This is a genomic window from Chimaeribacter coloradensis (assembly GCF_002858715.1).
GTDB lineage: Bacteria > Pseudomonadota > Gammaproteobacteria > Enterobacterales > Enterobacteriaceae > Chimaeribacter > Chimaeribacter coloradensis.
Genome location: NZ_PJZH01000010.1, coordinates 1 through 20866 on the forward strand (window position 1 = coordinate 1; position 20866 = coordinate 20866).

The window sequence follows — 20866 nt, forward strand, 5'->3', positions numbered from 1 at the left end:
CAGAAGTGAAACGCCGTAGCGCCGATGGTAGTGTGGGGTCTCCCCATGCGAGAGTAGGGAACTGCCAGGCATCAAATTAAGGCCTGTCGAAAGACAGGCAAGTGACACCGGTTAACAGAATGACCTCTCTGTTAACGTAAAAGAATCGGTGGTGCGGTAGTTCAGTCGGTTAGAATACCGGCCTGTCACGCCGGGGGTCGCGGGTTCGAGTCCCGTCCGCACCGCCACTTATTGCATAGGCCCTGAGCATTCGCTCAGGGCTTTTTGCATTTTCAACATTGCGAAATTGCTGCTATCTCTTTGCTTTCCCTTTCTCTGGCAGCCTTTTCAGCACCTGTTACTGCCGTCCGTGCTGCTGTCATTAACGTTTTAGCCCCGTATCAGCAGCGTTTTACTGACTAAAAAGCTTCTCTGGTAGTGTCGTAAGATAAATCGCAGGCTTTCCTTCGAAATCAGAACTAAAAAGAATCTGCTTATCATCCGGCGTAAAAGAGGGGTGGGGGTGAGTCACCTGACGGTCGCCATCCAGAACCCGCCATGAACTGTTATGCGCGGCAACCCGTTTATGTTGTTTCGTATTTACATCAAACACATAGAGCCAAGGGTCGTTCTCAATGGAATAACCGCTGGCATCCTGGACATCTACTGGCGTGCCTGCACCATCCCCCACCAATAATGTCCCTGTTTCATTACTCATCAAATGTGAACAGGCGGGCATAGTCATTAACACTTCGTTGAGATCGCGGTCAGGGCAATAACGCCAAATTTGCCGTTCTGTCTGATTTTTCAGGTATGAAACATAGATCAATGCGGAACCATCGGGTACCCAAAACTCATGTGTACAGCTCTCACCCTCTGCGTGTTCTTTGACTTTACGTACATGGGTACCATCCTCGTTGACTAACCACATCCGGGCATCAACCAGATCATGTGGGCCTTCATGGCAAAAAGCGATGGTGTGATCATGATAGGGCCGGTATATCGGGTGGCCCAGCCAAAGATGATTTTCATGGATGACATGTGACTTACCGCTGTTAAGATCGATCCGCAGCAGCCGGCAGTGAGGCTTCTGAGTAAAAAATGTCTGGAAGACTTTCCAGTCTGTTAAAGGCGTCCAGTCATTACGATCAATCTCAATGCCCACCAGGCTGGTACATTCACTGTTTGCGACCCAGGTACCATAACCGACCCATTGCTCAGGCACTTCATATACTGTTTCTTCATGCAGACTGGCCAGATCGACCCGCTGTAGCCGCCGCTCATTTTTTACATAATAGAGATAGCGGTCATCATGAGATAAAAAGCCTCCAAAAGTATTGTCACCCGGGCCTTCCGTTAACTGTGTAGCCTGTTGGGTAGCCAGATCCATCAGATAATAGTTCCGGTTTCCATCAAACTCGCCCGCAAATAACAGCTTATTGCCCGCTTTGGTGAAGCACTTCTGGTAAAAATAGTTGCGATGGCAAAGCACATCAGGGGGTGTCAGGCGTGTAACCTGCGCACCGGTACCGCTATCATGGTAAGTATGAAAATTAAGCGTAATAAGAGAACCTTTAGGCACGGCACATCTCCTTGTTGAACAGGCAGGGCATGACGCCACCACTCAGCGATAATATTTTGAAACAGGGTTTCAATATTAAAGAGATGATACTGCGATATCTTTGGTCTGTGAGAGGGAGAGCGTGAGTCTGTTAGCTTGCTCACAGAATTTTTGAGGTCGTTTACGCTTCGTATAAAGACAGCGATTCACCGATGAAGCAAAAAGCCGTGATGAAAATAAGCAGGTTAAAACGATCAAACTTATAAAGCAGGATCGCAGCCTGAACCGATGATCCTGGCAGATCACGTGATGCCGGAGGCCCGTCTTGTGCTGAAAGGCAATCGAAGGTCGCTGTAAATTGTCGTATTCCGTCTATCTGCACACGTAAGGCATCGTCTGAAACTGATTTTTCCTATGCGTAGTCTGCGCGTATACTCACTCTTATGCTGCCGGCGTTGTCATGCCGGCAGTCACATTACACAAGGGAGAAGGCTTCAGCGTGCCGAAGAAAACATATGCGATGAGGTATGTTGCCGGACAACCAGTTGAACGAATCTTTCCTGGTGCGGTAGCGCAATTGGGGCAGGCCTTGCCGCCTGGCGAGGCGTTGCCGAACTCACACGTTCTGCGTGTCATGGTATGGAATATTTTTAAGCAGCAGCGGGCTGAATGGCTATCGGTGCTAAAAAACTTTGGTAAAGATACGCAACTCGTACTGTTGCAAGAGGCTCAGACAACGCCTGAGTTGATCAAATTTGCCACTTCACACTATCTGGCTGCTGATCAGGTGCCGGCAATCGTGCTGCCGCAGCACCCTTCTGGGGTGATGACGCTGGCTGCGGCTCACCCTGTCTACTGCTGTCCACTTCGTGAGCGTGAGCCGCTGTTGCGGCTGTCTAAATCAGCGCTGGTTACCGTCTACCCTCTGACCAACGGCGAGCTGGTTATGGTGGTAAACATTCATGCGGTCAACTTCAGCCTGGGGGTCGATGTTTACAGTAAGCAGCTTGATCCGATTGGAGAGCAGATGGCTTCACACACGGGCCCGGTAATCATGGCCGGTGATTTTAATGCCTGGAGCCGGCAACGTATGAATGCGCTATTTAATTTTGCCCGCCGTTGCGGTCTGAAAGAAGTTAACTTCACCGATGACCACCGGCGCCGGGCCTTTGGTAAACCGCTCGATTTCGTTTTTTACCGCGGATTGACGGTTTCTGCCGCAACAGTGCTGGTGACACGGGCGTCGGATCATAACCCGCTACTGGTTGAATTTGTTCCCCGTTAAGCGCCGAGAGGGCAGGGCACAGGCAATAAAAAAGCATCCCGGAGGATGCTTTTTTTATAGAACAGAACCATTTCAGACGCTACAACAACAAATCGCTGTTTACGGCTCAGGTATCAGGGGTCAGCTTGTTGTTAACAAACAACGTCAGCTTATCGCCGGGTTGCAGGTTATTCGAAGCCGAATTCCACCGCATCACATCACTGATATTGACCCCATGACGGCGGGCAATACTGGCCAGTGAATCTCCTTTGCGAACCTGATAAGTGATGCTGTTCGCCGCCGTTATGTCATTCGTCGCGCTGTCAGCCGTTTGCAGGTTCTGGCCTACCTTGACCGTACTGGAACGACCCAGCTTGTTCCAGCGCTGTAAATCGCTGGTTTTGACATTAAGACGGGCCGCAATCGCTGACAGCGTATCACCCGGGCGCACTGTATAACTGGAACCGGAAGCCGCACTGTTTTTTGCCAGTTTCGTCTCTACGGCGGCGATATCGCTATCGGCCAGCGAGTCCTTCAACTGATCAGCATGGGCTTTCGGTACCAAAATATAGTGCGGGCCATTCGGAGCCGTTACGCCCTTCTTGTAACCCGTATTATAGGATTTCAGCTTCGTCAGCGACATGCCGGCCATCTCAGCCGCCTGCGTCAACTGCATCTGCTGACCGACTTCAACGCGCGCCAGAGCCCGGCTTTCGTTGGTTTTCGGCAAGCGAATCCCATATTGTTTGCTATGCTTAAGAATATCGCTAAGCGCCAACATCTTCGGTACATAAATCGACGTTTCATGCGGAAGCGCCAATGCCCAGAAGTTTGTCGGACGGCCTTTAGCCTTATTCGCTTTAATCGCTTGCAGGACGCGACCTTCACCGCTGTTATAGGCGGCGACAGTCAGCAGCCAGTCACCGTCAAACATCCGGTTCAGGCGTTGCATCATATCAAGCGCAGCAGTTGTCGATGCCACGACATCGCGGCGACCGTCATACCACTGGTTCTGTTTCAGACCATATGTACGACCCGTGCTCGGTACAATCTGCCAAAGCCCTGCGGCATTGGCGGCTGACGTCGCTTTGGGGTCAAAAGCGCTCTCCACTATGGGTAGCAGTACCAGTTCCATCGGCATCTTACGTTGTTTAATCTGCTCGACAATCCAGTACATGTACGGCTCTGCCCGTAATGTTACATCGTGGAGATAGCTCTTCTGTTTTAAGTAACGCTTTTTCTGTTCACGGATCCGGGAATTTTCCGGAACCTCCATCTTCAGCTCGTCGCTAATGAAGTTCCACAAGTCTTCTTGTTGCGCGATGTCGTTATTACTGCCCAACCATCGCGCTGTGGTCTCTCGACCAGCCCCTGTGTACTCTCCTGCTTCACTTTGACCTGCCGAAGACAGACTCTGTGCGTGCTGTAACGGTTGTGATGCGTCATGCCTTGACGCCTGACAACCGACCAGCAACACGGAGGCGAGGAGTATCGCTTTAGCCTTCATGTGTGTGTCAATAGTTGCTTAAAAGACGACCGATAATACTTTGCTTCGCCAAACAACACAAGAAAAAGGTTTAATAACTGTCTTTCCGCTCACGTAAACGCGCAAAAACTTGCCAAGGCTCACTAACAGGTAAGACAAATCCTAATTTCTTTTGTAAATCAGTATCATGACAACGTAAAAATAGGTTAATTATGTGCTCTTTTTCGAGGGTTGTAGGAACACTTGGTATACCCTTTTTACGCATTTCTTGCACTTGTTGCTCATATGTTTCTATATCGCGATCCTGGGGTAAAATTGAGCGGGCAAACTTAAGATTTGAGAGGGTATACTCATGGGCACAGCACACTAAGGTATTCTTTGGTAAAGCGGTTAACTGTTGAAACGACTCGTACATCTGGCGGGCGGTGCCTTCAAATAAGCGCCCGCAGCCGGCCGAAAATATCGTATCGCCGCAGAAAAGATAAGGCGCACTGTAGTAAGCAATGTGCCCGGAAGTGTGCCCTGGCACATCGAAAACCTGGTAATTTTGCTGTCCCAGCGTAAACGTATCACCCTGTTTCAGAGTTATCTGACTAAACTTCGCGGCGGTTTCCTGCGGGCCATAGAGGGTAACCTGAGGATAGTGCTGTAAAAGTTCGTTGACGCCGCCCACATGATCATGGTGATGGTGAGTCAATAAAATCGCGGTCGGCGTCAGTGCGTGTTGCTGTAACGCGGCCAGCACCGGTGCGGCCTCACCGGGATCAACGATGATAACTGTGCCCTGCTGGTCATCCAGCAACCAAATGTAATTGTCCTGCAGAGCAGGAATGCTGATAAGATTCATTGATACCTCGTTGGCAAACGCTTGAAAGAAGATAATAAACCATGCAATCCGCGCACCCGTCCAACATTCTGGGCACACCCGGCTCCTGGGGGGATATTCCCCGCGGGGCGTCGTGGCGTGCTGCGCTGGAGCAGCAGCTCCAGCCGTGGTGGCCGAAGATGTATGGCTATCATCTGTTAAAAATCGGCAATCTCAGCGCCGAGATCAACAGCGAAAAGTGCCCTATCTCCCATCAGGTCAATGTTGGGCCGCACGGCGGGAACCTTCAGGTCATCGCGGATCCTTATCTGCTGCCGTTTGCGGAGAAGTCCGTGGATGCCTGCCTGGTTGCCCATACGTTGGCCTATGCCGCAGATCCGCACCGCATTCTGCGGGAAGTGGATAGGGTGCTGATTGATGATGGCTGGCTGGTGATGACCCACTTTAACCTGTTGAGCCTGCTGGGAATAGGTAAACTGGTGCCGGTGGTGCGCCACCGCCAGCCCTTCAGGGCGCAGATGTTTACCCAGATGCGCCTGCTGGACTGGCTGGGGTTGCTTAATTATGAGGTGATGTATCAGTCGCGCGTGCAGGTGCTGCCGTGGTGCAGGCAGGGCGGGAAAATGCTGAGCACCCACCTGCCGGCGCTGGGGTGCCTGGGCGTCATGGTGGCACGTAAACGCACCCTGCCGCTGACGCCCACGGCGAAAAAGATAGGCTTGCGCAAGCCCAGCCTGAGCCGGGCGGTAGGGGCGACGAAAAGCTACCGGGACATCCCTTAAGCGGGCTGGTAGCCGATATCCTCAAACGCGGGGGCGTTGGCCGCCGCACGCGCCAGCTCGTCACAGCGTTCATTCTCCGGGTGGCCGGCGTGCCCCTTTACCCACTCCCAGGTGATACGGTGGTGTGAAATGGCCGTATCCAGCCGCTGCCAGAGATCGACATTTTTTACTGCTTTCTTGTCCGCTGTTTTCCAGCCGCGCTTTTTCCAGTTATGGATCCAGCTGGTGATCCCCTGGCGGACATACTGGCTGTCGGTGCTCAGCACCACCTCACAGGGGGCGGTCAGCGCCTCCAGCGCCACAATGGCCGCCATCAGCTCCATGCGGTTGTTGGTTGTCAGGCGGTAGCCCGCGCTGAAACATTTTTCGTGCTGTTTGTAGCGCAAAATCGCGCCATAACCACCGGGGCCGGGGTTGCCGAGGCAAGAACCGTCGGTGAAAATTTCTACCTGTTTACTCATCTCTGGTAGACTCTTCCCATCAATTTCAAACGCCAAGTCTGACATAAACGAGCGCTATGAGCACTGCAATTACACGACAGATTGTTATGGATACGGAAACCACCGGCATGAACAAGCTGGGGGTTCATTACGAAGGACACCGTATTATTGAAATCGGTGCGGTTGAAGTGATCAACCGTCGCCTGACCGGGCGCAACTTTCACGTCTATGTGAAACCTGACCGTCTGGTCGACCCGGAAGCCTACGGCGTACACGGCATCAGTGATGAATTTCTGGCCGACAAACCGACCTTTGCTGACGTAGCAGATGAATTCCTCGATTTCATCCGCGGCGGCGAGCTGGTGATCCATAACGCATCGTTCGATATCGGCTTTATGGATTATGAGTTCGGTATGCTCAAACGCGGCATCCCGAAAACTGACACCTTCTGCACCATCACCGACAGCCTGTTGATGGCACGCAAGCTGTTCCCCGGCAAGCGTAATAACCTTGATGCCCTGTGCGACCGCTACCAGATAGACAACACCAAGCGTACACTGCACGGCGCACTGCTGGACTCCGAAATCCTGGCGGAAGTCTACCTGGCGATGACCGGCGGGCAGACCTCGCTGTCGTTTTCCCAGGAAAGCGACCGGCAGCAGCAGAATCAGGAGCAGGGGATTCAGCGGATCGCCCGCCCAAGCAGCGGCCTGAAGGTGGTCTATGCCAGTGATGACGAAGTCGCGACCCATGAATCGCGGCTGGATCTGGTGATGAAGAAGGGCGGCAGTTGCCTGTGGCGCGGTTGATTTCTCCGCAGGGCGCGCAAGAAATGCGCCATGCGGAGAAAAACTGTGCAAACAAATAGTTTTAAAAGAAAAAGCATTGACGGATAGCCACCGTGCCCGTAATATCCGCCTCGTTCTCAACCGGAACAACAGCGCGGTGCGGTAGTTCAGTCGGTTAGAATACCGGCCTGTCACGCCGGGGGTCGCGGGTTCGAGTCCCGTCCGCACCGCCAACATTCAGAAGCCCTGAGTTAGCAATAACTCAGGGCTTCGTCGTTTCTGCGCGTCTTAAATCCTATCGCGATTCTTTACTCATCTCTGCCGGCGTGTACACCGCGCTTACGGCCGCCGCCCGTTCATGGCGTGCAATGATCCGGTACGCACCGCCGCCCAGCAGCACCCCGATAAACCAGCTGAAATTCGCCACCGCATGCAGGCCGGGCGTAAAGCTTATCAGCAGGCCGATGGCCACCGCCGGCAGCAGCGCCACAATCGCTTTCGGGTTAAACCCGCTGCGATACCAGTAACGGCCGGAAGAGGTGGCATTGAACAGGTCATCGGTATGCACCTGGCCGCGCTTGATCAGGTAGAAATCGACAATCAGAATGCCGAACAGCGGCCCGATAAAGGCACCCAGCACATCCAGGGTGTAGTGAATCAGCTCCGGGGACTGGAACAGATTCCACGGGGTCAACAGCACGGAGCCGACCGCCGCGATCATGCCGCCGGTGCGGAAACTGATCTTCTGCGGGGCGCAGTTGGAGAAATCAAACGCCGGTGACACGAAGTTCGCCACGATATTGATGCCGATGGTCGCCGTAATCATGGTCAGCAGGCCGATAGCCACCGCCACACTGTTACCGACCCGGCTTACCGTCTCGATAGGGTCAGTAATCATCTGGCCGAACAGGCTCTGCGTGCCGGAGACGATCACCACCGTCACGATAGAGAACAGCAGAAAGTTAAACGGCAGGCCCCAGCGGTTGCCGCGGCGGATCTCCTGCATATTTTTTCCGTAACGTGAGAAGTCCCCAAAGTTGAGCAGCGGGCCGGAGAAGTAGGAGACCACCAGCGCGGTGGCGGTAATCATCTCCCAGGTCTGCTGGCCCGGCGTCAGCACTTTGCTGGAGAGGGTAAAGGAGAGGTTATCCAGCCCGGTCTTGTAGAGGATCCACCCGGCCAGCATCAGCATCACCACGTAGACGGCCGGCCCGGCGACGTCGATAAAGCGCTTGATGGCATTCATGCCGTGCCAGAACACCATCGCCTGCAACGCCCACATAATCCCGAAGCAGATCCAGCCCAACGCCGACAGCCCGAGCCACTGGCTGTGGGTCAGCGGCTCCAGTGACGGCACAAACTTCAGCAGCACCAGCATCAGCGCATTGGCCGCCAGATAGGTCTGGATGCCGTACCAGGCAAAGGCGATAAGCCCCCGGATAACCGCCGGAATATTGGCCCCAAACACGCCAAACGCCTGGCGGCAGATCACCGCATAAGGCACGCCGGCCATCTGGCTCGGTTTTGCCACCAGGTTGGCGCAGAGCTGCACGATGCAAATCCCCACCAGCAACGAGATCAACACCTGCCAGCTCGACAGCCCCAGCGTAAAGAAGCTGGCGGCCACCACATACCCGCCCATGCTGTGTACATCAGACATCCAGAAAGAAAAGATATTGTACCAACTCCAGCTTGGGTTCTGCGTCGGGGCCAGATCCTCATTACACAATTTCGGGCTGTAATGGGGCTTGATGCAGGCGGCATTCGGCCGGTGCTGAACATTCGCGTCCGTCATTTCCTGATTTGGCATAAAACGTGCTCCTCTCTACAGGCAAACCATCACTTATTGGCGTCAGGTGCGGTGCACCGGGGTTCAGAACTGCTGTGAGAGGGCAGTGCAGGAATCAGGCCAGAAGTCTCAGGCAGAGTGGAAAAACGTAGGGTGCCTTGTATGCAATGTACGCGGCCCTTGTATACCGCCTGCCCTGATCATGTATACGGAGCGGCGTTATGACGAGTTGGGACGGGCTGAATTCAGCCTATTTTACGTTAGATAAGGACGATCACATTTTTAACGCGCTGGTGACCGCCATTGTTGAGCACCAGCTTTTGCCGGGCAGTAAATTGCCGGAAGAGGCGCTGGCAGATGCGTTCGGCGTCAGCCGCACCGGCATCCGCCGGGTGTTACAGCGCCTTGCCGCAGTGCAACTGGTCACATTAACGCCCAAACGCGGTGCACAGGTGACCAGGCCGGACGCTGACGCCTCGCGTGATCTGTTCGCCACCCGGCGGATGCTGGAGTGCGCCAACCTGCCGGCGGTGGTGGCGCACTGCCAGCCCCCGCATCTGGCGGCGATGAAAAAGATTGTCAGTGAGGAACAGCAGGCGCACACCGCCCATGACGGGGCGGCAGCAATCCGGCTCTCCGCCGCCTTTCACGTTCAGCTTCAGGCGATCTCCGGCAACGCGGTACTGACGGAGCTGGTCTCCCAGCTGACGCTGCGCTCATCGCTGGTGGTGGCCGCCTGGGGCGCGCCGTGGCAACAGGGCTGCCGCTGCCACGATCATGATGATCTGCTGGCGCTGCTGAAAGCGCGGGACACCGCCGCGCTTACGGCCCATATGCACCGCCATTTTGACTCGATTCTCGCCAGCCTGCGCTTTGAGGCGGCGGAAGACACCATGCCGGATTTCGCCCGTCTCTTCGCGCCGTACCACACGGCCCTCACCAGTAAGGAGTGATCCCATGTCCCCACGTCCGTTAATCATCCAGGTGATCAACCCCAACACCAGTGACGCCATGACGGCCACCATTGCCGCCGCCGCGCGGGTGGTGGCTGCCCCCGGCAATGAGATTCTGGCGGTTTGCCCGCAAGAGGGCGCGCCCTCGATTGAAGGCCATTTTGATGAGGCGATCGCCACCCTTGGCGTGCTCGAACAGGTGAAACTCGGCCGGGATGCCGGCGTCGACGGCCATATCATCGCCTGTTTCGGCGATCCGGGCCTGCTGGCGGCGCGTGAGCTGGCCACCGCGCCCGTAATCGGCATCGCCGAGGCGGCTATGCACCTCGCCACGCTGGTGGCGACCCGCTTCTCCATCGTCACCACCTTGCCGCGCACGCTGACCATCGCCCGCCACCTGCTGCACCAGTACGGGTTCGAGCGCCACTGTGCCGGGCTGCACGCCATCGACCTGCCGGTGCTGGCGCTGGAGGACGGCAGCGGCACCGCCCAGCAGAAAGTGCGTGAACAGTGCATCGCCGCGCGTGACCGCGACGGCAGCGGGGCGGTGGTGCTGGGCTGCGGCGGCATGGCCGACCTGGCACGGTCGCTGACGGACGAGCTCGGCATCCCGGTGATCGACGGCGTCAGTGCGGCGGTGAAAATGGTCGAGGCGCTGGCCGCGCTCGGGCTGCGCACCAGCAAACAGGGCGATCTGGCCTACCCGCTGGCGAAACCGCTCTCCGGCCGCTTCCACGGGCTCAATCAGTAATTTTCGATCGCTTTTTACTTTCACAAGGAGACGCTATGCACGACAACCGACAAGAGGGCACCGCCATTGACCGGCCCGATTATCGCTTCACGGAACACTACCCGCGTGACCTGATCGGCTATGCCGGGCGTCCGCCCCACGCCAGGTGGCCGGGCAACGCACGCATCGCGGTGCAGTTTGTGCTGAATTATGAAGAGGGCGGCGAGAATAACGTCCTGCACGGTGACGCCGGGTCGGAGCAATTTTTATCAGACATCATCGGCGCGGCCAGCTACCCGGACCGCCATATGTCGATGGACTCCCTGTATGAATATGGGTCGCGCGCCGGGTTCTGGCGGATTCACCATGAGTTTGCCCGCCGCGGCCTGCCGCTGACCATTTTTGGCGTGGCGATGGCGCTGGCGCGTAACCCGGCGATTGTCGAGGCGATTAAACAGGCCAACTACGACGTGGTTAGCCACGGCTGGCGCTGGATCCACTACCAGCAAATGGACGAAGCCACCGAGCGGCAGCATATGGAGAGGGCGGTGGCCATCCTGCGCGATCTGTTCGGGCAGGCACCGCTGGGCTGGTATACCGGCCGCGACAGCCCGAATACCCGGCGGCTGGTGGCGGAGCACGGCGGCTTCCAGTATGACAGCGACTACTACGGCGACGATCTGCCGTTCTGGTCTGAAGTGACGCTGAGCGACGGCACGCGCAAACCGCACCTGATCATCCCTTATACCCTGGAGGCGAACGACATGCGCTTCGCCTCGCCGCAGGGCTACAACACCGCCGAGCAGTTCTATACCTACCTGAAAGACAGTTTTGATGTGCTGTATGCGGAAGGGGAGAGTGCGCCGAAAATGCTGTCGATCGGTATGCACTGCCGCCTGCTGGGGCGGCCGGGCAAATTCCGCGCGCTGCAACGGTTCCTGGATTACATCCAGCAGCATGAGCGGGTCTGGATCTGCCGCAGGCAGGACATCGCTGACCACTGGCGGGCCATGCACCCTTATCCATCAGCCTGAACAGCGCCGGCCTGAAAAAAGACCGGCCATCATGGCCGGTCGTTATCAGAAATCCCAGTCCTCATCTTCCGTGTTGACCGCTTTGCCGATCACATAGGAGGAGCCGGAGCCGGAGAAGAAATCGTGGTTCTCATCGGCATTGGGTGACAGCGCCGACAATATCGCCGGGTTCACCTCCGCCATGGCGGCGGGGAACAGCGCCTCATAGCCGAGGTTCATCAGCGCCTTGTTAGCGTTGTAATGCAGAAACTTTTTCACATCCTCCGCCCAGCCGACGCCGTCATAGAGGTCTTCGGTATAGCGCAGCTCGTTCTCATAGAGATCCTGCAACAGGTCGTAGGCCTGCGCTTTCACCTGGCGGCGGCGCGCCTCATCCACCTGTTGCAGGTTCTTCTGGAATTTATAGCCGATGTAGTAACCGTGTACCGCCTCATCGCGGATGATCAGGCGGATCAGGTCAGCGGTGTTGGTCAGTTTGGCGCGGCTTGACCAGTACATCGGCAGGTAGAACCCGGAGTAGAAGAGAAACGACTCCAGGAACACGCTGGCGACCTTCTTCATCAGCGGGTCATCGCCGCGGTAGTGCGTGAGCACAATCTCCGCTTTGTTCTGTAACAGGCGGTTCTGCTCGCTCCAGCGGAAGGCGTCATCCACATCCACCGTGGCGCAGAGGGTGGAAAAGATCGAGCTGTAGGAGCGCGCGTGCACGGCTTCCATAAAGCCGATGTTGGCATACACCGCCTCCTCATGCGGGGTGATGGCGTCCGCCATCAGCGCCGGCGCACCGACCACGTTCTGCACCGTGTCCAGCAGCGTCAGCCCGGTAAAGACCCGGATCGTCAGCTGCTGCTCCTGGGACGTCAGCGTCGCCCAGGAGGGAATATCGTTGGAAAGCGGGACTTTCTCCGGCAGCCAGAAGTTGGCAGTAAGCCGGTTCCACACCTCCAGATCTTTATCGTCTTCGATCTGGTTCCAGTTAATCGCCTTGTGTATGCGGCGGGCGGCCATTTCAGGTAATGCGCTCATGGTTTTCCTTGTTCTCATCACAACGTGCAGGAGACGCAGCCCTGCACCTCGGTGCCTTCCAGCGCCATCTGCCGCAGGCGGATGTAATAGATGGTTTTGATGCCCTTTTTCCAGGCGTAAATCTGCGCTTTATTGATGTCGCGGGTAGTGGCGGTGTCGCGGAAAAACAGCGTCAGCGACAGCCCCTGATCGACATGCTGCGTCGCCTCGGCGTAGGTATCGATGATCTTCTCCGGGCCGATCTCATAGGCATCCCGGTAGTATTCCAGGTTGTCGTTGGTCATAAACGGTGCCGGGTAATAGACGCGGCCGATTTTGCCCTCTTTGCGGATCTCGATACGCGAGGCGATCGGGTGAATGCTTGAGGTCGAGTTATTGATATAGGAGATGGAGCCGGTAGGCGGCACCGCCTGCAAATTCTGGTTATACAGCCCGTGCGCCATCACCGAGGCTTTCAGCGCCGCCCAGTCATCCACATCCGGCAGGCGGATGCCGGCCTGCTCAAACAGCGCTTTCACGCGCGCGGTTTTCGGCTGCCAGCGCGGCTCCAGGTATTTGTCAAAGTAGCGGCCGCTGGCATAGGCGGAGCGTTCAAAGCCGTCAAATCGGGTCTGGCGCTCAATCGCCAGCTGGTTAGAGGCGCGCACCGCGTGGTAAGCCACGGTATAGAAGTAGAGGTTGGTGAAGTCCAGCGCCTCTTCTGACCCATAATGGATGCGCTCCCGCGCCAGGTAGCCGTGCAGGTTCATCTGGCCGAGGCCGATGGCATGGGAGCGCTGGTTGCCCTGATCTACCGACGGCACCGAGCGGATACGGCTCATGTCTGACACCGCCGTCAGCGCGCGCACGGCAGTCTCCACCGTTGCGCCGAAGTCCGGCGCATCCATCGCCAGGGCAATATTCAGCGAGCCGAGGTTGCAGGAGATGTCCTTGCCGACCTGCGCATAGGAGAGATCGTCGTGATAGGTGGTGGCTGAGTTGACCTGCAAAATCTCCGAGCAGAGGTTGCTCATGTTGATGCGGCCGTGAATCGGGTTGGCGCGGTTGACCGTGTCCTCAAACATCATGTACGGGTAGCCGGACTCAAACTGGATCTCCGCCAGGATTTTGAAGAAAGCGCGGGCGTCGATCTTCTGCTTGCGGATGCGTTTGTCCGCCACCATCTCCCGGTATTTCTCTGTGACCGACAGCTCGGACAGCGGCACGCCGTACACCTGCTGCACATCGTACGGGGAGAAGAGGTACATCGGCTCGTTATTCTTCGCCAGTTCAAAAGTGATGTCCGGGATCACCACGCCCAGCGACAGGGTTTTGATGCGGATCTTCTCATCGGCATTTTCGCGCTTGGTGTCGAGAAAACGCAGGATGTCCGGGTGGTGCGCATGCAGGTAGACCGCCCCCGCGCCCTGGCGCGCGCCGAGCTGATTGGCGTAGGAGAAGGCGTCCTCCAGCATTTTCATGATCGGGATCACACCGGACGACTGGTTTTCGATGCGCTTGATCGGCGCACCCGCCTCGCGGATGTTGGTCAGCATAAAGGCCACGCCGCCGCCGCGTTTGGAGAGTTGCAGCGCCGAGTTCACCGAACGGCCGATCGACTCCATGTTGTCCTCGATCCGCAGCAGGAAGCAGGAGACCAGCTCACCGCGCTGCTTTTTGCCGCTGTTCAGGAAGGTAGGGGTCGCCGGCTGGAAGCGCCCGCTGATCATCTCCTCCACCAGCCGCTGCGCCAGCCCGGTATCCCCGGCCGCCAGCGTCAGGGCCACCATGCAGACGCGGTCTTCATACCGCTCCAGGTAGCGTTTGCCGTCGAAGGTTTTCAGCGTGTAGCTGGTGTAATACTTGAACGCGCCGAGAAACGTCTGGAAGCGGAATTTATGCGCGTAAGCCTGCCGGAACAGCTGCTTGATAAACGCCGGGCTGTACTGCGCCAGCACTTCCGCCTCGTAATATTCCTCCTCAACCAGGTAGCGCAGCTTCTCCTCAAGGTTATGGAAAAACACCGTGTTCTGGTTCACGTGCTGAAGAAAATAGTGGCGCGCCGCCAGCCGGTCTTTCTCAAACTGGATCTGCCCCTGCTCATCAAACAGGTTAAGCATCGCGTTCAGCGCGTGGTAGTCCGGGCGTGCAAGCGCCGGCTCGGTTACTGCGAGGTCTGTTGCTGCCAAAATTCAGTCACTCCCTTCATGACATTATCGACATCGCCCGGCGTGCCGAGCAATTCAAAGCGGTAGAGCAGGGGCACCCGGCATTTCTGCGCCACGATCTGCCCGGCGATGCCGTAAGCGGCACCAAAGTTGGTATTCCCGGCCGCAATAACCCCGCGAATTAACGCACGGTTATCCGGCTGGTTAAGAAAACGGATCACCTGTGGCGGCACCGCGCCGTTCACACTGCCGCCGCCGTAGCTCGGCACCACCAGAATATAGGGCTGCGTCACCCGCAGCGGCGTGCGGTCCAGCGGGATACGCACCGCCGGCAGCCCAAGCTTGCCGATAAAGCGGTGGGTATTTTCCGAGCTGCTGGAGAAGTAGACCAGAGGGTGCATCCGCTGCGGCTCAGCAGGCAGCGGCCAGCGTACTGAGCAGATCCGGGCGGAACCCGGACCAGTGCCGATCTCCGGCCACAATCACTGGTACCTGCTGGTAACCCAGGGATTTCACATGATGCAGGGCCGCGTCATCGGCGGTGAGATCGATCACCTGATAGGCGATTCCCTGGCGGTCCAGCGCGCGGTAGGTGGCGTTACACTGGACACAGTCCGGTTTGCTGTAAATAATAATGCTCATGATTCGCATTTACCTTTGTGTGGCTGAGACGTGGGCGTTATTCTGTCTGCCGCGTGTAATGCAGGGCAGGCAGGCGGCGGTAATTTATTCAATGGCACAAGGCAGGTTCGGGCAGGAACCTTGCGCACTGCTTTGAAGAAAATACTAGATATTGATCTAAATTATTTCAACCACACAATATCTAGTGTTTGACTGAATTGTGACCTCAATGGTCTGTCAGCCCGCAGCACAAGCCGCGTCAAGCCCTGAAAATTTTTTTTGCCCTGATAAGCGGGCAGAAGAAGCCACGCAAAACGCCGGGCAAAGCCCGGCATAAAAGACGCGTGATAGTAGGGGGTATGACCTTTAAGAAATGATCGGCAGGGATAAAACAGTCAGGCCGCCGGTAGCGGCCTGTTTTGCAGGTTAACGGCGCGCCAGCAGGAAGCCGACCACCACCCCGACTGCCGCGCCGATACCGACGCCCTGCCAGGGGTTCGTTTTCACATAGCCTTTCGCTTTGCCGGCAATCTCCCGCGCGCTGGGGGCATCGTTAAGCCGGGCACGGCTGTTACGCAGTACATCTTCCGCTTTACTGCGAATTGCCTCTGCGGCGTCCTGGCTGCGGGTGCGCGAAGATTGCAGCACCTCATCAAGGGTATCTGCCAGCAGCGTGACGTCCTGGTCAATTTCGCGTTCCACTTTCTCAGATTTTTTAAACATTTGCCTCTCCCTTTTGCATTGTATCCTTTAAGCATAGACCAAAATAACGCAGGCACCGTAAATCCGCCCCCCGTTGTCACCCCATCGGGGATTTCGGCACTTTATTGAGGTATATCAGCACAGGAACCCGGTTCACGGGGGAGAGTGGCGCAACCCCGCTATGACTGAGCCATTACGATGGATAACCGGTTCTGAGGGTAACAAAGAAGGGAATGATAAAAGTGCTCCCCCATCCACAGGGTTGCCCTTTCCCCTGTTACGCCCCTTTGTACATTTCGTTACGCAGCGACACCAATCACTCACGGAGCGGTAACAGGAAACTGCGTAGACTCTCCTCACCGGCCTACTTCGGGCTGACTCCAACACGCTGAGGAATGTTATGAAAAAGATCGTCGCTATGATTGTTGCCGCTACCCTGGGTATGTCCTCTGTGGCGTTTGCTGCGGAAACGGCAACGTCCGCTCCGGCTGCACCGGCTGCAACCACCACCACCGCGCCGGCTGCTGCGGCACCTGCGGCTAAAACCGTACACCACAAAAAGCACAAGAAAGCGGTAGCCCAGAAAGCCCAGGCTGCTAAAAAACATAAAAAAGCGGCCAAGAAAAATGTAGAGCAGAAAGCTCAGGCTGCGAAAAAGACCCACAAAAAAGTGACCCATAAAGCGCCGGTTGCTCAGAAAGCCCAGGCTGCCAAAAAGGTTCACAAAAAAGTGACCCATAAAGCACCGGTTGCCCAGAAAGCGCAGGCTGCCAAAAAGACCCACAAAAAAGTGACCCACAAAAAAGCAGCCGCTAACACCGCTGCGTAAGGGCTTGCTTCAGAGGGCGGCCGCCGCTGCCCTCTGCACGACTCCATGCGACGCCCGTCTTGTACGGGCGTTTTTTTAGCGTCAGGGCGGTGGCTGTCATGTTAAAACGCTATCGGTTTGAAGTGATTTTTGCCGGGGTCACGCTCTGCGGCCTGGTGGTGGCCTGGGCACTGTTTCTGGCAGATGGGCTGTTATAAACCGGTGCCGCGGGGAACGCCTGCGGCAGCCCTGAAGTAACCCGATAAATTTTCTCACCTTTTTAACATATCCCGTTCCCCGTTCAGGCGCTATGCTGTTAACTTCCTGCATTTTTTCAGCTCAGGCCCGACCATGCCCGTTAGCCACGCACGCCATAACCTGCAACTCAATAAGCGCATCCTGTCGATCGTCGTTTTCACCTTCGTCTGTTACCTTACTATCGGGCTGCCGCTGGCGGTGCTGCCGGGGTTCGTTCACCACACTTTAGGCTATAACTCGGTCCTGGCCGGGCTGATTATCAGCGTTCAGTATTTTGCCACGCTGGTCAGCCGCCCCCACGCCGGGCGGTATGCCGATATGCTGGGGCCGAAAAAGGTTGTGCTGTTCGGGCTGGCCTGCTGCGGCATGAGCGGGCTATGTTACGCCCTGGCTTTCTGGAACACCGGCCAGCCGCTGCTGAGCCTGATTTTGCTCTGCCTTGGCCGGGTGCTGCTCGGGGTGGGGGAAAGCTTTGCCAGCACCGGCTCGACCCTGTGGGGGATCGGGGCGGTCGGGTCGATGCATACCGCCCGGGTGATCTCCTGGAACGGCGTGGCTACCTACGGGGCGATGGCCGTCGGCGCACCGCTTGGCGTCTGGCTTAACCAGCAGTGGGGGCTGGCGGGCGTTGCCTGGGTGATTGTGCTGGCGGTGGCGGCGGCGATGCTGCTGGCCAGCCGTAAAGCACCGATCTCGGTGGTGGCCGGTAACCGCATCGCCTTCAGCGCGGTAGTGGGGCGCATCTGGCTCTACGGCCTGGGGCTGGGCTTCGGCACCATCGGCTTCGGCGTCATCGCCACCTTTATCACCCTCTATTACGGCGACCGCGGCTGGCAGGGCGCGGCCTTCTCGCTGACCCTGTTCAGCCTTGGCTTTGTCGGTATCCGCCTGATATTCAGCAACAACATCAACCGCTACGGCGGGCTGAAGGTGTCGCTGGTCTCGTTCCTGTTTGAGATTGGCGGCCTGCTGCTGATCTGGGGGGCCGCCACCCCGCTGATGGTAGAGTGCGGGGCGTTCCTGACCGGGGCCGGTTTCTCGCTGGTGTTCCCGGCGCTGGGCGTGGAGGCGGTAAAACAGGTGCCGGTGCAGAACCAGGGCACGGCGCTCGGCCTCTACTCCGCCTTTCTGGATCTCGGCCTCGGGCTGACCGGCCCGGTGGCCGGGTTTATCATCAACCATGCCGGGATCGCCTCTGTCTACCTGGTGGCCGCGCTGACCGTGGGCGTCGCCTGGCTGATTACGCTGACGTTGCAACTGCGCCGCCGCCTGCCGCCGGACAGCAGCACAGGCTGAAAAAAAGCGGGCAAAAACCTGCGCAGGCGCGGGTTATTTCATCAAGCGGGTGGAGAATATTCCGAAATCATCCAGAATGCAGGATAAAGGCATTGTCTGGTCGGGCTAATACGGTAAGGTCGCTGGGCAGTTCAAGATGCGAGGAGAAACAATGTATTTACGGCCGGATGAAGTCGCACGGGTATTGGAAGGTTCAGGATTTGAGCGGGACTACGTAGATGATAAAACCTACGGCTACCGCCGCGGTGTGCACTATGTGTATGTTAACCGCGAGGCCCGGCTGGGCCGCACGGCGCTGGTGATTCACCCGTCGCTGAAAGATTACAGCCTGCGTTTTGCGCAGCCGACCTCAGAAATACGCACCAGCCAGCATTACACAGAGTTTCCGCGTGACCCATCGGGCGGCGGTGACCTCTACTACGGCATTCCCCACGGGTTCAGTTCGCGCCAGCTGCTGGCCAGCTACCTGGAGAATGTTTTCAAGTAATCACACCAGGTGGATTTGGTTATAGGTTTCGTTGTAGTGGCGGCGGAACTGTGCCAGCTCAAACGGCTCCAGGTCCAGCTCGGAAAAGTAGAACAGCGCCTGTTCGGCGTGCTCATTGGTCAGCATCGGTGAAAGGTGCGCGCGGATCAACACCTCGCGCCAGTGGGCAATGTTTTCCGGGGAGTCATCCCGCACAAAGGTCTGATAGATAAAGACGATATAGGCTGCCTTGCGCAGCTCTTCAGCATAACCGCGGCTGATGGCGCGCGTGAACATCTGGCTCTGCCGCTTTCCCATCTCCAGCAACATCGACTCAATCACCAGCGGTTTTACCTTCAGCAGCGCGGCCAGCGAGTCGTTGGCTTTGCGGGTGTCGGCGGTCATCACCAGATACCCGGCCACAAAGACCGCCACCAGCGCGGCAATGATAATCCATGTCATGGGAACGTCAGCTCTCCAGCTTGCCGGATGCCGGGTGGCACCCGCTGCACTGCCTGAGTGTATCTGCTTCTTTGGGGAATAGGCGTGCGGCGGCCGAAATGTCTGACTGATTGATGAAAAAACCGGCACGAACTGTGGGCGCGGGCGCAGATAATCCGTTGAAAAAGCGATCTCTCCAGCAAATTTTGCAGCCTGAGGTAGGGCAATGGCGGGCGGTACGCTACAACCGATTCAGAGCGGAACGTAAATGAGAAATGTTCCCGGTTCCCCTGACTGAGGTTGGCGACACTATGCCGGAAATTCTGCCCATTGCCCCACGTGAAGGTTATTTTGGCGTCAGCCGTTTTGCGCCCGGCAGCCGGCATTACCCGCGCCTCCAGCAGGGGGTGCAGATTCTGGCGCTGATCAGCGGCAGCCTGGAGATTGACGTCGCCGGGGAGACGCGGCACCTGTTGCCGGGCAATATGGCGCTGCTGTTGCCGCAACACCCGGCCTGTTTCCGCTTCGACGCCCAGCAGGAGAGCCGTCACAGCTGGTGCCAGCTCGATTTTGATGAGATCCCCCCGGTGTTGCAGCACTACCTCAACAGCCTGGCCCCGCAGCTGCCGGTAGACCTGCAGATGGAGCAGATGATGGAACTGGGTGTCAGCATCACCGGCGCGCGCCATATCAATAACCACCGGGTGCTGATTGAACTGGCGCAGACGCTGCTGCATTACTACTCGGCGCTGGGGGCGCTGGAGGAGGGGGCACGGCCGCGCGCCATGCCGCGTGGGTTACGGCAGGCCTGCCGTTATATCAGCACCCATTACCAGCAACCGCTGGTGCTGGAGGATATTGCGCAACATGCACACTGCTCGGTCAATCACCTGATAAACCTGTTTAAGCACTACCTGAATACCACCCCGGCGCGTTATTTGCGGCAGGTGAGAATTAACCAATCCGAGGTATTACTGAAGCACACGCAGCAGTCAGTGAATAAGATCGCGGAACAGTGCGGTTTTATTTCACCCTTCCATTTTTCACGGGTATTTAAAGCAGCGAATGCCCTGTCGCCGCGCCAGTTCCGCGATCGATGCCGTGCGCAGGCCGCGCGTTAGCGGTGGTGGCCGTTATGGCGGCCGTGGTCATGGTGGCCATGATGGCGGCCACCATGATAGTGGTCGTGGTAAATACAGCCGCTTAACAGCGTGCTCAGCAGCAAAGCGCTGCAAACAAGAGAAAATCGTTTAAACATAATGGCTAACTCCGGATGTCTGCCAACGGCAGAGGGAAATAATAAAAGAGTGACCTCCCTGTTGAGCAGCACCTTAATTCCATGCCGGAAATTAATCTATCGGAAATAGGCGGGACAGGCGTGAAATCGCGGGATTCAGACTATTCTGCCTGCGAATGAAACCGGCCTGCACATTTTTCTTTCCTGTTGGCGATCTATTAACCCGTAATAA

22 protein-coding genes and 2 tRNA genes are annotated in these 20866 nt (G+C 57.0%); 12 read left to right on the forward strand and 12 right to left on the reverse strand.

What is annotated here, in order from left to right; genetic code table 11:
• Positions 1 to 150 precede the first annotated feature (150 nt).
• A tRNA-Asp gene (locus tag CYR32_RS11270) sits at positions 151 to 227 on the forward strand.
• A gap of 164 nt (positions 228 to 391) precedes the next feature.
• Here the strand turns inward: CYR32_RS11270 and CYR32_RS11275 are convergent.
• On the reverse strand, positions 392 to 1561 hold the full coding sequence (locus tag CYR32_RS11275) for an oligogalacturonate lyase family protein (RefSeq protein WP_101824498.1): 1170 nt from the start codon (positions 1559 to 1561) through the stop codon (positions 392 to 394).
• Between the two features lie 478 nt (positions 1562 to 2039).
• Here CYR32_RS11275 and CYR32_RS11280 point away from each other — a divergent pair, with 478 nt between their 5' ends.
• Positions 2040 to 2825: an endonuclease/exonuclease/phosphatase family protein gene (locus CYR32_RS11280; RefSeq protein ID WP_101824611.1), complete on the forward strand. Its 786-nt coding sequence runs from the start codon at positions 2040 to 2042 to the stop codon at positions 2823 to 2825.
• A gap of 106 nt (positions 2826 to 2931) precedes the next feature.
• Here CYR32_RS11280 and mltD read toward each other — a convergent pair whose 3' ends face one another.
• Together mltD and gloB are read right to left on the reverse strand one after the other, a co-directional pair.
• The gene (gene mltD, locus CYR32_RS11285) at positions 2932 to 4311 is read right to left on the reverse strand and encodes a murein transglycosylase D (RefSeq protein WP_101824499.1); all 1380 of its coding nucleotides are present in this window, start codon (positions 4309 to 4311) and stop codon (positions 2932 to 2934) included.
• Between the two features lie 70 nt (positions 4312 to 4381).
• Positions 4382 to 5137, reverse strand: a complete 756-nt coding sequence (gloB, locus tag CYR32_RS11290; RefSeq protein WP_101824500.1) for a hydroxyacylglutathione hydrolase — start codon at positions 5135 to 5137, stop codon at positions 4382 to 4384.
• A gap of 41 nt (positions 5138 to 5178) precedes the next feature.
• Here gloB and CYR32_RS11295 point away from each other — a divergent pair, with 41 nt between their 5' ends.
• The gene (locus CYR32_RS11295; protein ID WP_101824501.1) at positions 5179 to 5898 is read left to right on the forward strand and encodes a methyltransferase domain-containing protein; all 720 of its coding nucleotides are present in this window, start codon (positions 5179 to 5181) and stop codon (positions 5896 to 5898) included.
• On the opposite strand, the gene rnhA is transcribed toward CYR32_RS11295, so the two are convergent.
• The gene (gene rnhA / locus CYR32_RS11300; RefSeq protein ID WP_101824502.1) at positions 5895 to 6359 is read right to left on the reverse strand and encodes a ribonuclease HI; all 465 of its coding nucleotides are present in this window, start codon (positions 6357 to 6359) and stop codon (positions 5895 to 5897) included. The two genes, CYR32_RS11295 and rnhA, sit on opposite strands and share 4 nt — an antisense overlap.
• Before the next feature lie 56 nt (positions 6360 to 6415).
• Here rnhA and dnaQ point away from each other — a divergent pair, with 56 nt between their 5' ends.
• On the forward strand, positions 6416 to 7147 hold the full coding sequence (gene dnaQ, locus CYR32_RS11305; protein ID WP_101824503.1) for a DNA polymerase III subunit epsilon: 732 nt from the start codon (positions 6416 to 6418) through the stop codon (positions 7145 to 7147).
• 135 nt (positions 7148 to 7282) lie between these two features.
• A tRNA-Asp gene (locus CYR32_RS11310) sits at positions 7283 to 7359 on the forward strand.
• Positions 7360 to 7421: 62 nt separating this feature from the next.
• Here the strand turns inward: CYR32_RS11310 and CYR32_RS11315 are convergent.
• Entirely contained in the window at positions 7422 to 8936 is a 1515-nt protein-coding gene (locus CYR32_RS11315; RefSeq protein WP_175578819.1) for an NCS1 family nucleobase:cation symporter-1, read from the reverse strand.
• A gap of 200 nt (positions 8937 to 9136) precedes the next feature.
• Between CYR32_RS11315 and CYR32_RS11320 the strand changes: the two genes are divergently transcribed.
• From CYR32_RS11320 to puuE, 3 genes are read left to right on the forward strand one after another with little or no spacing between them, the layout of a single operon-like run.
• Positions 9137 to 9868: a GntR family transcriptional regulator gene (locus tag CYR32_RS11320; protein ID WP_101824505.1), complete on the forward strand. Its 732-nt coding sequence runs from the start codon at positions 9137 to 9139 to the stop codon at positions 9866 to 9868.
• Between the two features lie 4 nt (positions 9869 to 9872).
• Positions 9873 to 10619 carry an aspartate/glutamate racemase family protein gene (locus tag CYR32_RS11325; RefSeq protein WP_101824506.1) on the forward strand — a complete coding sequence of 249 codons (747 nt, stop codon included), beginning with the start codon at positions 9873 to 9875 and terminating at the stop codon, positions 10617 to 10619.
• A 35-nt stretch (positions 10620 to 10654) separates the two neighbouring features.
• On the forward strand, positions 10655 to 11632 hold the full coding sequence (gene puuE / locus CYR32_RS11330; protein ID WP_101824507.1) for an allantoinase PuuE: 978 nt from the start codon (positions 10655 to 10657) through the stop codon (positions 11630 to 11632).
• A 45-nt stretch (positions 11633 to 11677) separates the two neighbouring features.
• Here the strand turns inward: puuE and nrdF are convergent, their stop codons facing one another.
• The 5 genes from nrdF to CYR32_RS11355 form a co-directional block, all read right to left on the reverse strand.
• The gene (nrdF, locus tag CYR32_RS11335; RefSeq protein WP_101824508.1) at positions 11678 to 12658 is read right to left on the reverse strand and encodes a class 1b ribonucleoside-diphosphate reductase subunit beta; all 981 of its coding nucleotides are present in this window, start codon (positions 12656 to 12658) and stop codon (positions 11678 to 11680) included.
• A gap of 17 nt (positions 12659 to 12675) precedes the next feature.
• Positions 12676 to 14826 (reverse strand): class 1b ribonucleoside-diphosphate reductase subunit alpha, encoded by a 2151-nt coding sequence (gene nrdE, locus CYR32_RS11340; RefSeq protein ID WP_101824509.1) that lies wholly within the window; start codon positions 14824 to 14826, stop codon positions 12676 to 12678.
• Positions 14802 to 15206 (reverse strand): class Ib ribonucleoside-diphosphate reductase assembly flavoprotein NrdI, encoded by a 405-nt coding sequence (gene nrdI, locus CYR32_RS11345; RefSeq protein WP_101824510.1) that lies wholly within the window; start codon positions 15204 to 15206, stop codon positions 14802 to 14804. Before nrdI ends, nrdE begins: the two co-directional genes overlap by 25 nt.
• Positions 15207 to 15216: 10 nt before the next feature.
• Positions 15217 to 15447, reverse strand: a complete 231-nt coding sequence (gene nrdH, locus CYR32_RS11350; protein ID WP_101824511.1) for a glutaredoxin-like protein NrdH — start codon at positions 15445 to 15447, stop codon at positions 15217 to 15219.
• A 405-nt stretch (positions 15448 to 15852) separates the two neighbouring features.
• On the reverse strand, positions 15853 to 16149 hold the full coding sequence (locus tag CYR32_RS11355) for an ElaB/YgaM/YqjD family protein (protein WP_101824512.1): 297 nt from the start codon (positions 16147 to 16149) through the stop codon (positions 15853 to 15855).
• A 379-nt stretch (positions 16150 to 16528) separates the two neighbouring features.
• Here CYR32_RS11355 and asr point away from each other — a divergent pair, with 379 nt between their 5' ends.
• From asr to CYR32_RS11370, 3 genes are all read left to right on the forward strand, one after another.
• A complete protein-coding gene (gene asr, locus CYR32_RS11360; RefSeq protein WP_101824513.1) occupies positions 16529 to 16957 on the forward strand; it encodes an acid resistance repetitive basic protein Asr in 429 nt (142 codons plus the stop codon).
• 330 nt (positions 16958 to 17287) lie between these two features.
• Positions 17288 to 18490 (forward strand): MFS transporter, encoded by a 1203-nt coding sequence (locus CYR32_RS11365; RefSeq protein WP_101824514.1) that lies wholly within the window; start codon positions 17288 to 17290, stop codon positions 18488 to 18490.
• A 151-nt stretch (positions 18491 to 18641) separates the two neighbouring features.
• Positions 18642 to 18977: a DUF2002 family protein gene (locus CYR32_RS11370; protein ID WP_101824515.1), complete on the forward strand. Its 336-nt coding sequence runs from the start codon at positions 18642 to 18644 to the stop codon at positions 18975 to 18977.
• On the opposite strand, the gene CYR32_RS11375 is transcribed toward CYR32_RS11370, so the two are convergent.
• Entirely contained in the window at positions 18978 to 19418 is a 441-nt protein-coding gene (locus tag CYR32_RS11375; RefSeq protein WP_101816192.1) for a DUF1198 family protein, read from the reverse strand.
• 290 nt (positions 19419 to 19708) lie between these two features.
• Between CYR32_RS11375 and CYR32_RS11380 the strand changes: the two genes are divergently transcribed.
• Positions 19709 to 20518 (forward strand): helix-turn-helix domain-containing protein, encoded by an 810-nt coding sequence (locus CYR32_RS11380; protein WP_165698230.1) that lies wholly within the window; start codon positions 19709 to 19711, stop codon positions 20516 to 20518.
• Here the strand turns inward: CYR32_RS11380 and CYR32_RS21700 are convergent.
• The gene (locus tag CYR32_RS21700) at positions 20515 to 20655 is read right to left on the reverse strand and encodes a hypothetical protein (RefSeq protein WP_165698231.1); all 141 of its coding nucleotides are present in this window, start codon (positions 20653 to 20655) and stop codon (positions 20515 to 20517) included. The two genes, CYR32_RS11380 and CYR32_RS21700, sit on opposite strands and share 4 nt — an antisense overlap.
• Between the last annotated feature and the right edge of the window lie 211 nt (positions 20656 to 20866).